Genomic DNA, 14,746 nt, shown 5'->3' with positions numbered 1-14,746 from the left:
CCGTGTCCAGCTCTGCTGACCTGCACAAACGTCGCGTCGCCGCGGTCGCGCGCGGCGTCGGGTCGACGATCAACTCGTACATCGAGAGCGCCGGCGGCGGCACGCTGACCGACGTCGACGGGCGGGAGTGGATCGACTTCGCGTCCGGCATCGCGGTCACCAACGTCGGCAACGCGTCACCCCGGGTCGTCGAGGCGGTCCGGCAGCAGGTCGAACGCTTCACGCACACCTGCTTCATGGTCGCGCCGTACGAGTCGTACGTCGCCGTCTGTGAGCAGTTGATCGACCTCACGCCGGGTAGCTTCGAGAAGCGGGCGGCGCTGTTCAACTCCGGCGCCGAGGCGGTGGAGAACGCCGTCAAGATCGCGCGGCACGCCACCGGGCGGCAGGCGGTCGTGGTGTTCGACCACGCGTACCACGGCCGGACCAACCTGACCATGGCGCTGACCGCGAAGAACATGCCGTACAAGCACCGGTTCGGGCCGTTCGCGCCGGAGGTGTACCGGGCGCCGATGTCGTACCCGCTGCGCGACGGCGGGCTGGACGGTCCCGAGGCGGCCCGCCGGGCGATCGACGTGATCGAGAAGCAGGTCGGCGCCGGGAACGTGGCGGCGGTGCTGATCGAACCGATCCAGGGCGAGGGTGGCTTCGTCGTACCGTCGCCGGGTTTTCTCCCTGCCCTTGCCGCCTGGGCGGCCGAGGCCGGAGCGGTCTTCATCGCGGACGAGATCCAGACCGGGTTCTGCCGGACCGGGCAGTGGTTCGCGTCCGAGCACGAGGGCCTCGAGCCCGACCTGATCACCACGGCCAAGGGGATGGGCGGCGGGTTGCCGATCGCCGGGGTGGTCGGGCGCGCCGAGCTGATGGACGCGGTGCACGCCGGCGGGCTGGGTGGCACCTACGGCGGGAACCCGGTGGCCTGTGCCGCGGCGCTCGCCGCCATCGAGACGATGCGTGAGCTGGATCTGGCCACGGCGGCGCAGCGGATCGAGTCCGTACTCAAATCGGCTTTGTCTGGAATTTCGGACGATGGCATTGCGGAGGTACGCGGCCGGGGCGCGATGATCGCCATCGAACTCGTCAAGCCGGGCACGATCGAGCCGGACGCCGCGCGGACCGCGGCCGTCTCCAAGGCGTGCCACGAGGCCGGGCTGCTCACGCTGACCTGTGGCACCTACGGCAACGTGCTCCGGTTCCTGCCCCCGCTGGTGATCTCCGACGAGGATCTCCACCGCGGGCTGGACATTCTGCGCGAAGCTCTCCGGAACTAGCCCAAGAGTGTGCTCACAGGGAAGAATCGCGCCGTGAGCGAGACGGGCCTGGACGAGATCAACAAGCAGATCATCGATCACCTGCAGCGGGACGGGCGAATGTCATACGCCACGCTCGCCAAGACGATCGGCCTGTCGGAGGCCGCTGTGCGCCAGCGCGTGCAGCGGCTCCTCGACAACGGGCTGATGCAGATCGTCGCGGTGACCGACCCGCTCACGCTGGGCTTCGCCCGGCAGGCGATGGTCGGCCTGCGGGTGAACGGGGACCTGCGGGTGATCGCCGACCAGCTGGCCGCGATTCCCGAGGTCGACTATGTGGTGATCTGCGCCGGACGCTACGACCTCCTGGTGGAATTGGTCTGCACCGACGACGCGCACCTGCTCGACCTGCTCAACGAGAAGGTCCGGACGATCGAGGGCGTCGCCGCCGTCGACACGTTCATGTACCTCAAGCTCGCCAAACAGACCTACGCCTGGGGAACCAGATAACACATGAGCTTCTGGCTTGAATCGCTCGGCCCGATCGAGCGACGCTCCGCCCTGCCCGGTGACCGGGACGCCGACGTCGTCATCGCCGGCGGCGGCTACACCGGGCTGTGGACCGCGTACTACCTCGCCAAGACCCAGCCCGACCTGCGGATCGTCGTGCTCGAGGCGGAGTTCTGCGGCTTCGGGGCGTCCGGGCGCAACGGTGGCTGGGCCTCCGGCATGTTCCCGGTCTCCGAGGAGAAACTGACTCGGAGGTACGGCGCCGGGCCCGCCCGCGCCATGCACGCCGCCCTGGCCGGCGCCGTCGACGAGATCGGGCGGACCGGGATCGACTGCGACTACGCCAAGGGCGGGGTCATCTCGCTGATCCGTACCCCCGGGCAGTTGCGCCGGGCCCCGGCCACGGCGCTGGACGCCGGCGCCGCCCGGGCCATCTGCAACGCCGAGGGCGTGCTCGGCGGCGTCTACGACGAGAACTGCGCGGCGCTGCACCCGGGCAAACTGGTCCGCGGCCTCGCCGCCGAGGTGGAGAAGCTCGGCGTCGCCGTGTACGAGAACACCCGCGTGCTGTCGCTGACCGCCGGCGAGGTGGTCACCGACCGCGGCACGGTCCGGGCCGACACGGTCGTCCGGGCCCTCGAGGGATACACGCCGGAACTGCCCGGATACCGCCGCGAGGTGGCCCCGGTCTACTCCCTGATGATCGCCACCGAGCCGCTGCCGGCCTCGGTCTGGGACCGGATCGGCCTCAAGCGCCGGGAGACGTTCACCGACGAACGCCGGATGATCATCTACGGGCAGCGGACCGCGGACGACCGGCTCGCGTTCGGCGGGCGGGGCGCGCCGTACCACTTCGGGTCCCGGGTCCGGGCCGACTTCGACCGGGTGCCGGCCGTGTTCGGGAAACTCCGGCACACGCTCGGCGAGCTGTTCGGCATCGAGGTGCCGGTGGCGTACCGGTGGGGCGGGCCGCTGGGGATCCCGCGGGACTGGATGCCGGGCGTGGGGCTGCGGGACGGGGTGGGGTGGGCCGGGGGGTACGTGGGCGACGGGGTCGCGGCGACGAACCTGGCCGGGCGGACCCTGGCCGATTTGATCCTCGGGCGGCAGACCGAGTTGACCCGGCTGCCGTGGGTGGGGCATCGGTCGCGGCGGTGGGAGCCGGAGCCGGCTCGGTGGCTCGGGATCAACGGGGGGTTGCAGGGGGCGGCGCTGCTGGACGCGCTCGACCGGTAGGACAGCTCTGGGCACCTTGACGACCATGGCTACCAGCTCGGCTGGTCGTCAGGGCTGCTTTGGGCGCATTCGACGACCATGGCTACCAGCTCGTCCGTCTCGGCTGGTCGTCAGGGCTGCTCAAACGGGCTGGAGCAGCCCTGCGTGCCAGCCGGTCGGTTGCGGCTGGTCGTGAGGGTGACTCGACCGGGCTGAAGCAACCCTGACGACCAGCCGAGGGCTTGCGGCGACGGCGGAGGGGGCCCGCGGCGTACCTCCGAAGCCACCGCAATCGGCAGCTCCCGTCAGCGGCGGCCGCAGCCGTGATCAACAGCGGACGGTGCCTGGCAAGCCAACAGCAAGCAGGCCGCAACCGCGACCGACCGGCCGGCGCGGGTCAGCAAGCAAACAGCGGGCGTGACCGACCGGCGAGCGGCGCGGGTCAGAAAGCAAACAGCGGGCACGCCGCGGACGTGACCGATCGGCGGCCCGGCAAGCCGACGGGCTCGGTTCGAGTTATCCACACTGGCCGGTTGTCCACAGGCCGCCAGCATGATCTTGAGGATCCGAGCGACAATTACGGCAGAGGCGGTGGCCCCCCTTGGGGTTGGGCGGGTTCTGTTCGCGGCCCGGCGACAAGCGGCTCAGACCGTACCAAATCGGACTTTGATCTTGGGTCTGATCTTTTGATCTTGCCCGGGGGCGTTAGAGCAGCGGCAGGCGGACGCAGACGATCGTGCCGGTGGGGTCGTTGCCGACCAGACGGATCGTGCCGCCGTGCAGGTGGACGATGGCGCGGGCCAGGCTCAGGCCCAGGCCGCTGCCGTGAGTGCCCTGATGGCGGACGTTGCTGCCGCGGAAGAAGCGGTCGAAGACGCGGTCGCGTTCGGCTTCCGGGGTGCCGATGCCGGTGTCGGCGATGCAGAGCTCGGCGCTGGTCTCGTCGGCCGCCAGCGCGATCCGGATCGGGGCGCCGGTCGGGCTGTACTTGATCGCGTTGGCGAGGAGGTCGTCGAGCACCTGGCGGAGGCGGTCCGCGTCGCCCATCAGGTGCAGGTCGGCGGGCAGGTCGGTGCTGATCGAGTCGCAGCGGCCGGCCAGCCGGACGCCCATCACCGCGTCGGTGACCAGGGCGACCAGGTCGACGCGGCGGCGGTCCAGGGTGAGGTGGCCGCCGTCCAGGCCGGCCAGGTCGAGCAGCGCGTCGGCGATCCGCTGCAGCGTGGCGGCGTTGCGGGCGATGGTCCGGGCCATCTGGCGGCCGTCGTGGTCCATCCCGGCCGCCTCCTCGGCGAGGATGGTGGCGTTCGCGGTGATCGAGGTCAGCGGGGTACGCATCTCGTGCCCGACCAGGTCGACGAAGTCGCTCTGCGCGCGGGCCAGCTGACGGGCCAGTTCCTCGGCGCGGCGCAGCGCCACGAACACGCCGATCTGCGCAGCGACTCCGTCCATCAGCACGGTGAGCAGGTCCTCGTGCCGCTCCTGGGCGCCGGCGTAGCAGGTGAGCACGCCCAGCAGGGTGGTGCCGTCGTGCACCGGGACGGCGAGCACGGTCCGGATGCCGCGGCGGATGCAGATCTCGACCCGCTCCCGCTCGTACGGCGAACGCAACGTCAGATCGGACCCGATGTCGGGCACCCAGATGGCCCGGCCGTGCTCCCAGACCCGCCCGGTGATGCCCTCGCCGCGGCGCGGGACGTGGCCGAAGAACCCGTCCGCCGCGGTGCCGGAGGCATCCCAGTGGCCGACGGACTGCAGCCCCGGGCCGGTCCCCTCGTCGATCAGGAACAGCTCGGCGCACGGCCAGCCGAGCGTGACCGAGACCGCGCGGAGCACGTCCGGCGCGGCGGCCCGGACCGCGGTGGCGCGCTTCAGCACGTGCTCGACGGCGAGATGGCAGGCCCGGAACCGTTCCGCCCGGCGCAGCGCGGTCACCTCGTGGGCGATCGAGACCGCGCCGAGGACCCGGTCGCGGGCGTCGTAGATCGGCTGGGACGTGCAGGCGAAGACCCGGACCGGCTCGCCCGGACAGCGGATCAGCACGTCCTCGGCGACGATGTGCTCGCCGCGCAGCGCGCGCATCAACGGAGTCTGCCCCCACGGCATCGGGCGCAGGTCCGGCCCGGCCAGCACCTTCTCGGAGCTCTCGGCGTAGTCCTCGGGCACCGGGCCGTCCGGGGGAAAGCCGCGGACCTCGCGCATCGCCCGGTTGACGAAGACGACCCGGCCACCGGCGTCGCAGGCGACCACCCCGACCGAGAGGCTCTCCAACAGGGCGCCGAGGAAGGCATCGCTGTCCGGCGTGGCCGGAGCCCCCAGCACGACCATGTTCCGCCCGTTTTCTCGAGCCGCCCGCACGCCGCGGGATCATTGTTTCTGACCCTATATGTACGTTTTAAACTCCGCAGGGTTTGCCGTGCTCGTGCGGCCCGTTCTCGAGCAGCTCCTGGATCGTGGCCAGCAGCTGATCGTTCGGACAGGGCTTGAGCAGCACGGCGCAGGCCTCCGCCGCCGCGGCGCGCGGATCCCCCGGCGCGAGCTGCCCGGTCAGGATCGCCACCGGGATGTCACCGACCTCCGGGTGCTCCCGCACCTTGCGGATCAGCTCCCAGCCGTCCATCCGGGGCATGCCGAGATCGGTCAGCAGCGCGTCCGGATGCCGCTCGACGATCATCTCGAGCGCGGCCTGCCCGTCCGGCGCACGCAGCACGTCCAGGCCGGCCCGCTTGCAGACCCGAGCCAGGACGATGGCGATGTCCTCGTCGTCCTCGGCGATCAGCAAAGTGGCCATTCCGTAAGCATGCGCTCGCGACGGGCGGAGCCGGGAGATTTTCCGACAATTACCACCGCCGATGTACGCCGCCACGGCCGCCCGGCCCCACTGTAACGAGACACCGTCCGGGCGGTGGATATGAACCCGCATTTCCAGGGCTTTCTCGCCGGGCGGAGCACGGCGACCATCGATACCCTCGATCAGGTGATCCCTCAGCTACCGATCGTGTTCATCTCCGCTCTCGGCGAGCCCGGACGGCACTGGCAGTCCGTCGTCGACCTCCTCCCCGGCCTCACCACCGTCACCTACGACCGGCCCGGGGTCGGGACGGCACCGCATCGGCCGCCGCCGAACCCGCCGTTGCCGTACAGCGCCTTCGGGGACGAGCTCGCCACCCTCCTCGACGAACGGGGACTCGGCGGGCCGGCGGTGATCGTCGGGCACTCGATCGGGAGCCTGATCGCCCGGGTCTACGCCCACCGGCACGGTCATCGGGTGGCCGGGGTGGTGCACGTGGACGGGGCGATGCCGCAGTTCCACGTCTACCCCGGGGTGGAGAGCCCGGAGGACGGCGCCGACGGGGACCGGGACGCCACCTCGATCGACATCGTCAACGGGGAGGTGGAGGTGCTCTACGCGGAGCCGCCCGGGGTGCCGACGCTGGTGCTGGTCCGTAGCCCGGGGCGGTGGGCCGGGACGACTCCGCCCGCCGGGGCGGATGAGTTGTGGCTGGCCAGCCAGCGGATCCTGGCCCGGGATGCGGGGGCGGCGCTGATCGTGGCGGAGCACTCCGGGCATCCGATTCCGCGGGAGCAGCCGGAGTTGGTGGCGTTCGCGGTGCGGGCGGTGCATGCGGCGGCGGTGGCTGGGGAGTCGGTGCTGGTGGATGCTACGGAGTTGACGGTGGTGGGTGGTCATCTGGATCGGCGCTGAGGCCGCGGATCGGCCCGGCACGCAGGCGGGAGGCCGCGGATCGGCCTGGCACGCAGGCGGCGCGCGCGGGCGGTCCCCACCCCAACCGGGGGCTTACCGCCCACCGCCCATTATCCCGCCGAACGCCAAGATCATGCAGGTCCCCTGTGGACAACCGGCCACTGTGGATAACCTCAAAAGATCTCGCGGCGGCGCTAGGCTCGGGCGCATGAACGACGTCGGGCTGAGCATCGGAGAGATCGCCCGCAGAACCGGGCTGAGCGTGGACACGCTGCGCTTCTACGAGCGGGCCGGCCTGCTGACCCGCCCGGTCGAGCGGGATTCCGCGGGCCGGCGCGTCTACCGGGAGGAGGACGAGGGCTGGCTGGAGATCTGCACCAACCTCCGGGCGACCGGCATGCCGCTGAGCGAGATCAAACGCTTCGCCGACCTGGTCCGCGCCGGCGCCGGCAACGAGTCCGACCGCCTGGACCTGCTGCGCGACCACCGCGAACGTGTCGACGAACAGATCCGCCGCCTGCAGAAATTCCGCGAGGTCATCGACTACAAGGTCGCCGTCTACAGCGCCCACGTCGCCGAAGGCACCGCCACCAACCTCTGGACCGGCACCGCGTCGACTTCGAAAACCCCATCAAAAGCCAATTAAAAACCCGCTTTGGTACGGGCATCGCCCTCGCACCTCGAGTCGCTACCACCCATCGCGCCGAGCCGCCAGAGTCGCGGGCGCGCACGTGAGACAGGGCCCAAGTCGTCACCACCCATCGCGCCGAGTCCCCAGAGGCGCGGGCGCGCACGTGAGACAGAGCCCAAGTCGCTACCGCCCATCGCGCCGAGTCGCCGGCGGCTTGGGTGAGACAGGGATGGCCGCGCGAGTCAGGAACTGCGCTGGACGCGGGATGGAGGCGACCGCGACAAGCGGAACGACCCGCCCTCCCCGAGGGAAAGGCGGGCCGGGCGGTGGGTCAGAGGCGGTTCCAGGCCTCGGTGAGGACTGAGCGGAGGATCTGTTCGATCTCGGCGAACTGGGTTTCCGTGGCGGTCAGGGGCGGGGCCAGCTGGATGACCGGGTCGCCGCGGTCGTCGGCGCGGCAGTAGAGGCCGGCTTCGAAGAGGGCGCTGGAGAGGTAGCCGCGCAGAAGGCGCTCGGACTCGTCGGCGTTGAAGGTTTCCTTCGTGGCCTTGTCCTTGACCATCTCGATGCCGAAGAAGTAGCCGTCACCGCGGACGTCGCCGACGATCGGGAGGTCGGTGAGCCGCTCCAGGTAGGACCGGAACAACGGGCTGTTGTCCCGGACGTGCTGGTTGAGGTTCTCCCGCTCCATGATGTCGATGTTGGCGAGCGCGACCGCGGCGCCGACCGGGTGGCCGCCGTAGGTGATGCCGTGGGCGAACATCTCGGAGCCGTGCTTGAACGGCTCGGCCAGGCGCTCGGAGGCGATCATCGCGCCGAGCGGAACGTAACCGGAGGTCAGGCCCTTGGCGACGGTGATGATGTCGGGCTGGTAACCGTACTTGTCGGCGCCGAAGTACTCGCCGAGCCGGCCGAACGCGCAGATCACCTCGTCGGAGACGAGCAGCACGTCGTAGCGGTCGCAGATCTCGCGGACCCGCTGGAAGTAGCCGGGCGGCGGCGGGAAGCAACCGCCCGCGTTCTGCACCGGCTCGAGGTAGACCGCGGCGACCGTGTCCGGGCCCTCGAACTCGATCATCTCGGCGATCCGGTCGGCGGCCCAGACACCGAACTGCTCCGGCGTCTGACTCTCGTCGGCACGCCGGTAGTAGTTCGTGTTCGGCACTCGCATGGTGCTCGGGATCAGCGGCTCGAAGTCCTGCTTGAACGGCGGGATCCCGGTGATCGACAGGGCGCCCATCGAGCTGCCGTGATAGGCGACGGCACGGGAGATGACCTTGTGCTTCATCGGCTTGCCGACGCGCTTGAAGTAGGCCCGGGCCAGCTTCCACGCGGACTCGACGGCCTCGGAGCCGCCGGTGGTGAAGAAGACCCGGTTCAGGTCGCCGGGGGCCATCTGCGCCAGCCGGCCGGCCAGCTCGATCGCCTTCGGGTGGCCATACGACCAGATCGGGAAGTACGCCAGTTCGGCGGCCTGCTTGGCGGCGGCGTCGGCGAGCTCCTGCCGGCCGTGGCCGGTCTGCACCACGAACAGGGCGGAGAGCCCGTCCAGGTAGCGACGGCCGGTGGAGTCCCACACGTAGCACCCGTCACCACGGGTGATCACCGGTACCGGAGCGTCCTGGTACGAGGAGAGGCGGGTGAAGTGCATCCACAGGTGGTCACGGGCGGTCGCGGAGAGGGCGTCCACATCGTCGGGCTGTCGGTCGGTCACGGGAGTCTCCACTGGCCACTAGTTCCTGTTGTTGCCCCTGATCCTGCCGACGGAATCCGTCGTGCACAAGTCCTGGGACAACTATTTCCGCGCTTTTCACGGAAATACCTAAGGTCGAAAGGGGCACCGGCCAGGGCTTTTCCGGCCGGTGCGGCAAAGCGGGAAAGCTATGAGTCGAACCCCAGGCCGAAGCGGTCGAGCGTGCGGAGCCACAGATTGCGGCGGCCGCCGTTGCGGTCGGCCTCGGCGATCGAGCGGCGTGTCACCTGGATGACCCAGGAACGGATCGGCTCGGGCGGGAACGGGACGGGCTTACGCCGTACCATCGTCAATTGGGTTAATTCGGTTTTTTCTCCGCTGAGCAGGTCGAGCATCACCTTCGCACCGAAGCGCGTGGCGCCGACCCCCAGGCCGGTGTAGCCGACGGCATAGGCCAGCCGGCCGCGGAACGCGGTGCCGAAGAATGCGCTGAACCGGCTGCAGGTGTCGATCACGCCGCCCCATTTGTGGGTGAAGCGCACGTCGGCGAGCTGCGGAAACGTCTCGAAGAAGTGCTGCGCCAGGACCCGGAACGTCTCCTCGCGCAGGTCCCGCTCCGGGGCGAGCCGGCCGCCGTTGTAGTAGACCGCGTCGTAGCCGCCCCAGAGGATCCGGTTGTCCGCGGTGAGCCGGTAGTAGTGGAACTGGTTCGCCGAGTCGCCGACGCCCATCCGCTGCCGCCAGCCGATCTCGGCCAGCTGTGCGTCGGTGAGCGGCTCGGTGATCAGCGCGTAGTCGTAGACCGGGACGACCCAGTTGCGCAGCCGGCGGAGCAGCTGCCCGTGCGCGCCGGTGGCCAGCGCCACCTGCTTGGCCTCGAGGCGACCGCGCCAGGTGTGCAGGCGCAGCCCGCCCCTACCCGACGAGATCTTCTCGACCCGACTGTTCTCGTAGAAGCGGACGCCCAGGCCGGCGCAGGCCCGCCGCAGGCCCCAGACCAGGCGGGCCGGGTCGACCAGCGCGGTGCTGTCCACGTCCCAGACCGCGCCCAGGTACGTCGGCGAGTTGATCTCCGCGCGGACCTGCTCCTTGTCCAGCAGCTGGACGTTGAGGCCCCGGGCCGAGGCCTCCTCGTAGTACTCGGTCAGCTCCTGCAACTGCCAGTCGGTGGTGGCGACGTTGAGCTCGCCGGTGCGCTCGAAGTCGCACTCGATGCCGTACCGTCGAATCGTCTCCTCGATCTCGTCGAGGTTGCGCAGGCCCATCTGTTCGAGCCGCTCCATCTCGTCGGGGAAGCGGCTGAGGCCGTTGTCGAAGCCGTGGGTGAGGCTGGCCGAGCAGAAGCCGCCGTTGCGGCCGGAGGCCGCCCAGCCGGCCGTGCCGGCCTCGATCACCACCACGTCCCGTCCGGGGTCCTGTTCCTTCGCCAGCAGTGCGGTCCACAGCCCGCTGTAGCCGGCGCCGATGATCGCGAGGTCCGCGGTGTCGACGCCCATGAGCGGTTCCGCCGGCGCCGGGGCGCCGTCCTGGTTGAGCCAGTACGGCTCCCCGATCGCGCCGGCGAGGGGGGTATGGAAGGGGTCTTCCATGAGATATCAGTCCTGTTTGGATTTGGCCCTGGAACGCAGGTTGGACACCACCGCGATCAGCACGCCGGTCGCGAAGATCAGCGTGCCCATCACGTTGACCTGCGGGGGCAGGCCGACCCGGGTGGCACCCCAGATGTAGAGCGGGAACGTGGTCGCGTTGCCGGAGATGAAGTTGGTGACCACGAAGTCGTCGATCGACAGCGCGAAGGCGAGCAGCACACCGGAGAAGACCGCCGGCAGGATGATCGGGAAGGTGACCTTCCAGAACGTCGTCCACGCGTTGGCGCCCAGGTCGGCCGCGGCCTCCTCGATCGACCGGTCCAGGGTGATCACCCGGGCCCGGACCACGGTGGAGACGAACGAGATGGAGAAGAGCACGTGGCCGATGACGATCGTGGACGCGCCCAGACCGGAGTTGAGCGAGACGAACAGGCTCAGCAGCGAGGCGCCCATGACCAGCTCGGGCGAGGCCATCGTGGCGAACAGGAGCAGGTTCAGCCCGCCGGACCCGCGGAACTGGTAGCGGCCCAGGGCGTACCCGATGCCGGTGCCGATCGCGCCGGCGATCAGCGAGCTCACCACCGCGATGACCAGCGAGAGCCAGAGCGCCGAGGTGAGCTCGTGGATCGCGAAGACGTCCTTGTACCACTTGAACGTGAAGCCCTGCCAGGTCTGGTTGAACCGGCCCTTCGGGTCGTTGAACCCGAACAGGATCATCACGAAGATCGGCAGGACCAGCCAGAGGATGATCAGCCAGGTGTAGGTGAACATCACGCCGGCGCCGGTGATCCGGACCCGGCGGCGCGGGCGGACCGGGGCGGGCGCCGTGGCCGGCGGGGTGAGCGTCGAGGTCGTCATCGTGCCGCCGCATTCATGACGTCCTCGGTGCCGAGCGCCCGGGCGTAGGCGAAGACGCCGACGAGCAGCACCGCCATCAGCATGAACGACAGGGCCGAGGCCATCGGGTAGTTGGAGTTGGCCAGGTACTGCGCCTGGATCACCTGGCCGATCATGGTGGTGCTGGAGCTGCCCAGCACCTGCGAGTTCACGTAGTCCGCGCTGGCCGGCACGAACGTCATCAGCACGCCGGCGAAGACACCGGGCAGCGCCAGCGGGAGGACCACCTTGCGGAACACGGTCGGCGGCTTCGCGTAGAGGTCCCGGGCCGCCTCGAGCACCCGCGGGTCGATCCGCTCCAGGGCCACGTAGATCGGCAGCACCATGAACGGCAGCGAGTTGTAGACCAGCCCGAAGATCACCGCGGACGGGGTGCCGAGGATGTGGAAGCCGGGCGAGAGCAGCCCGGCCTCCTTCAGCGGATGCAGCAGCACCCCGTCGTCGGTGAGCAGTTGCCGCCAGGAGATCGTCCGCAGCACGAACGACACGAAGAACGGCAGGAGGATCAGGAACAGGTACGTCGACTTCCGCTTGCCGCCGTGGAAGGCGATCCAGTAAGCCATCGGGAAGGACATCACGATGAGGATGATCGTCGCGATGAGCCCGTACACCAGCGAGCGGATCAACTGGACCCGGTAGTCGGTGATGGCATCCACGTAGGTCTGCCAGTGACCGGTGAACCGGTACCCGTTGATGACATCGCCCTGCTGCAGCGACAGCGACACCATGGCCGCCATCGGCACGATGAAGAACAGCAACAGCCACAACCCGCCGGGCAGCACGAGCAGGTAGGGGGCAAGTGTACGTTTTACCCGGTTCATCGGCTCAGCTCAATGTGATCGGTTCGAAGATGCTCTGGAATTTCTGCTGCTCCTCCGCGGTGTTGAAGTCCACGTAGTAGTGCAGCTTCGCGTAGTCGGCGTCGCCCGGGAACACCAGCGGGCTCGACGCCACGTCGGTCAGGGTCGCCTTGTCGTCGCCGGTGGCGGCCGCGGCGTCCTTCTTGATCTGCTCCTGGGCGGCCGGCACCGGGCACACGTAGTTGATGTACTCGGCCAGGGTCGCGGCGGTCTCGACCTCGTAGAAGAAGTCCATCAGCGTGATCGCGTCGACCGGGTTCGCCGCGGTGATCGGGATCGTCATGTTGTCGGTCCAGATCGTGCCGCCCTCGGACGGGATGATGAACCGGAAGTCGGTGCCGTCGGAGACGTTCTTCTGGAAGATGTCCCCGGACCAGGCCTGGGTCAGCCAGACCTCGCCCTTGCCGAGCGCGTCGACGTAGCTCTGGTCGTAGTAGTTGCGGACCAGGCCGGCGTCCTTCTGCTCCTTGAGCTTGGCCGCGGCCTTCTTCCACTCCTCCTCGCCGGAGTCGGCCGGCTTGAGGCCCGCCGCGAGCAGGCCGAAGTTGGCCAGCTCCTGGCTGTCGGAGAACATGCCGACCTTGCCCTTGAACTTCGGGTCCCACAGGTCGGCCAGCGAGGTGATCTCCCGGCCGGTCTTCTTGATGTCGTAGGCGATACCGGTGATGCCGGACGCCCACGGGATACTGAAGACATTGCCAGGATCAAAAGCTTCATTTGCGTACGACTTGGCCGCGTTGGCCGCGTAGTTGGTCAGCTTCGAGTGGTCGAGCGGGGCGAGGAAGCCGCCGGAGCGGAACTGCCCGAACTGGACCGAGTTGGTGATCACCATGAGGTCGAAGCCGATCGACTGACCGGCCGAGAGCTGGGGCTGCACCTTGGCGAACCAGGGCCCCATCTCCTGGATGACCTCCTGGTAGTTGACCGTGATGCCGGTCTTCGCGGTGAACTTCGCGAGCTCGGGCTTCTTCGGGTCCATGTAGAGCGGCCAGTTGGCGAAGTCGACCTTGCCGTTCTTGACCTTGCCGCTCCAGAACTTCTCCACCGCGTCCGGGGCCACGCTGGCCTGCGGCGAGCCCTTGCCCTGCACGCCGCACGCGGCGAGGAAGGCACCGAGGGCCGACACGCCACCGAGGCGCATCGCGTCCCGGCGGCCGAGCCGCCGCTGGGTCATGCCACGGAGGAGGACGGGGTCCGGGTTATTGGTCTGGAACATCAGACTCCGATCGGGTACGAGTGCTGCGGGGCCCAGGTGAGGAAGACGCGCTCGCCGCGCGAGGCGACGTCCTCGGCATCGTGCGCATTCTGATCGAACACCACGAAATCTGATCCGGCGGAGGTCGCCACCGTGTAGTTGGTCGATGTCCCGTGGTAGACGACCTCGGACACCGTCCCGGCGATCACACTGCCGGTGGCCTGCGGCGGGGTCCGGTGCAGGTCGATCTTCTCGGGCCGCACCGACACCTCGATGCGCTGCCCGGCCCGGACCGAGGCCGGCACCGGCGCCACGATCCGCTCCCCCTCGCCCAGGTCGAGCACGGCGAGACCGTTCTCCACCCGGCTGACCTGGCCCTCGACGATGTTCGAGGTGCCGATGAAGCCGGCCACGAACCGGGTCGCCGGCTTCTCGTAGATCTCCCGCGGGGTGCCGAGCTGCTCGATCAGGCCGGCGTTCATCACCGCGATCCGGTCCGACATGGTCAGCGCCTCACCCTGGTCGTGGGTGACGTAGACGAAGGTGATGCCGACCTCGCGCTGGATCCGCTTGAGCTCGATCTGCATCTGCTGGCGCAGCTTCAGGTCGAGCGCGCCGAGCGGCTCGTCGAGCAGCAGCGCGCGCGGGTGGTTGACCAGTGCCCGGGCCAGCGCGACACGCTGCTGCTGGCCGCCGGACATCTCCTTGGGCTGGCGCTTCTCGTACCCGGTCAGCGAGACGATCTCGAGGATCTCGCCGACCCGCCGCTTGATCTCGGCCTTGGACACCTTCTTGCGCTCCAGGCCGAACGAGACGTTCTGCAGCACGTTGAGGTGCGGGAACAGCGCGTACGACTGGAACACCATGTTGACGTCGCGCTTGTTGGCGGTGACGTTGGTGACGTCGCTGCCGTCCAGGAACACCTTGCCGGTGGTCGGCTCCTCGAAGCCCGCGATCATCCGCATCGTGGTGGTCTTGCCGCACCCGGACGGCCCGAGAAGCGAGAAGAACTCCCCCTGGGCGATCGTCAGGTCGAGGCTCTTGACGGCCGGGACCGACTCGCCGTGCGACAGATAGTCCTTGCGCACGCCGACGAATTCGATCGCCGGGTGGCCGGTCCGCTCACCGGTGACGGACGAGGCCGTCACGGCGTGATGCGGGGGAGACGTGGTCATGTGTGTTCACCTCGTGGCGGGGGTG

At 69.2% G+C, this 14,746-nt stretch carries 13 protein-coding genes; 5 read left to right on the top strand and 8 right to left on the bottom strand.

Annotated features, from left to right (window positions below; all coding sequences use genetic code 11):
* The first annotated feature begins 2 nt into the window (after positions 1-2).
* Genes gabT through L3i22_RS13475 form a run of 3 tightly spaced genes read left to right on the top strand, consistent with a single transcriptional unit; the run spans position 3 to position 2,996 of the window.
* A complete protein-coding gene (gene gabT / locus L3i22_RS13485) occupies positions 3-1,271 on the top strand; it encodes a 4-aminobutyrate--2-oxoglutarate transaminase (RefSeq protein ID WP_221327300.1) in 1,269 nt (422 codons plus the stop codon).
* Positions 1,272-1,304: 33 nt separating this feature from the next.
* Positions 1,305-1,760 carry an Lrp/AsnC family transcriptional regulator gene (locus L3i22_RS13480; RefSeq protein WP_304523463.1) on the top strand — a complete coding sequence of 152 codons (456 nt, stop codon included), beginning with the start codon at positions 1,305-1,307 and terminating at the stop codon, positions 1,758-1,760.
* 3 nt (positions 1,761-1,763) lie between these two features.
* On the top strand, positions 1,764-2,996 hold the full coding sequence (locus L3i22_RS13475) for an FAD-binding oxidoreductase (RefSeq protein WP_221327298.1): 1,233 nt from the start codon (positions 1,764-1,766) through the stop codon (positions 2,994-2,996).
* 684 nt (positions 2,997-3,680) lie between these two features.
* Here L3i22_RS13475 and L3i22_RS13470 read toward each other — a convergent pair.
* Positions 3,681-5,303, bottom strand: a complete 1,623-nt coding sequence (locus tag L3i22_RS13470; protein WP_221327297.1) for a GAF domain-containing sensor histidine kinase — start codon at positions 5,301-5,303, stop codon at positions 3,681-3,683.
* 67 nt (positions 5,304-5,370) lie between these two features.
* Positions 5,371-5,766: a response regulator gene (locus L3i22_RS13465; protein WP_221327296.1), complete on the bottom strand. Its 396-nt coding sequence runs from the start codon at positions 5,764-5,766 to the stop codon at positions 5,371-5,373.
* Positions 5,767-5,952: 186 nt separating this feature from the next.
* Here L3i22_RS13465 and L3i22_RS13460 point away from each other — a divergent pair, with 186 nt between their 5' ends.
* Together L3i22_RS13460 and L3i22_RS13455 are read left to right on the top strand one after the other, a co-directional pair.
* Entirely contained in the window at positions 5,953-6,681 is a 729-nt protein-coding gene (locus tag L3i22_RS13460) for an alpha/beta fold hydrolase (protein ID WP_255658194.1), read from the top strand.
* A gap of 208 nt (positions 6,682-6,889) precedes the next feature.
* Complete coding sequence (locus L3i22_RS13455; RefSeq protein ID WP_221327295.1) at positions 6,890-7,327, top strand: MerR family transcriptional regulator; 438 nt, start codon at positions 6,890-6,892, stop codon at positions 7,325-7,327.
* Between the two features lie 316 nt (positions 7,328-7,643).
* On the opposite strand, the gene L3i22_RS13450 is transcribed toward L3i22_RS13455, so the two are convergent.
* The 6 genes from L3i22_RS13450 to L3i22_RS13425 form a co-directional block, all read right to left on the bottom strand.
* Positions 7,644-9,026 carry an aspartate aminotransferase family protein gene (locus tag L3i22_RS13450; protein ID WP_221327294.1) on the bottom strand — a complete coding sequence of 461 codons (1,383 nt, stop codon included), beginning with the start codon at positions 9,024-9,026 and terminating at the stop codon, positions 7,644-7,646.
* 167 nt (positions 9,027-9,193) lie between these two features.
* Positions 9,194-10,594 (bottom strand): FAD-binding oxidoreductase, encoded by a 1,401-nt coding sequence (locus tag L3i22_RS13445; RefSeq protein ID WP_221327293.1) that lies wholly within the window; start codon positions 10,592-10,594, stop codon positions 9,194-9,196.
* A gap of 6 nt (positions 10,595-10,600) precedes the next feature.
* A complete protein-coding gene (locus L3i22_RS13440; protein WP_221327292.1) occupies positions 10,601-11,452 on the bottom strand; it encodes an ABC transporter permease in 852 nt (283 codons plus the stop codon).
* Positions 11,449-12,312: an ABC transporter permease gene (locus L3i22_RS13435; protein WP_221327291.1), complete on the bottom strand. Its 864-nt coding sequence runs from the start codon at positions 12,310-12,312 to the stop codon at positions 11,449-11,451. The genes L3i22_RS13440 and L3i22_RS13435 overlap by 4 nt, the downstream gene beginning before the upstream one ends.
* Positions 12,313-12,316: 4 nt before the next feature.
* On the bottom strand, positions 12,317-13,525 hold the full coding sequence (locus tag L3i22_RS13430; protein ID WP_255658193.1) for a spermidine/putrescine ABC transporter substrate-binding protein: 1,209 nt from the start codon (positions 13,523-13,525) through the stop codon (positions 12,317-12,319).
* Between the two features lie 41 nt (positions 13,526-13,566).
* Positions 13,567-14,721 (bottom strand): ABC transporter ATP-binding protein, encoded by a 1,155-nt coding sequence (locus L3i22_RS13425; protein WP_221327289.1) that lies wholly within the window; start codon positions 14,719-14,721, stop codon positions 13,567-13,569.
* Between the last annotated feature and the right edge of the window lie 25 nt (positions 14,722-14,746).

This window comes from Actinoplanes sp. L3-i22, assembly GCF_019704555.1.
Lineage (GTDB): Bacteria > Actinomycetota > Actinomycetes > Mycobacteriales > Micromonosporaceae > Actinoplanes.
Note: the sequence above shows the minus strand (reverse complement) of the source record. Positions and strands in the feature narration are given on the sequence as shown.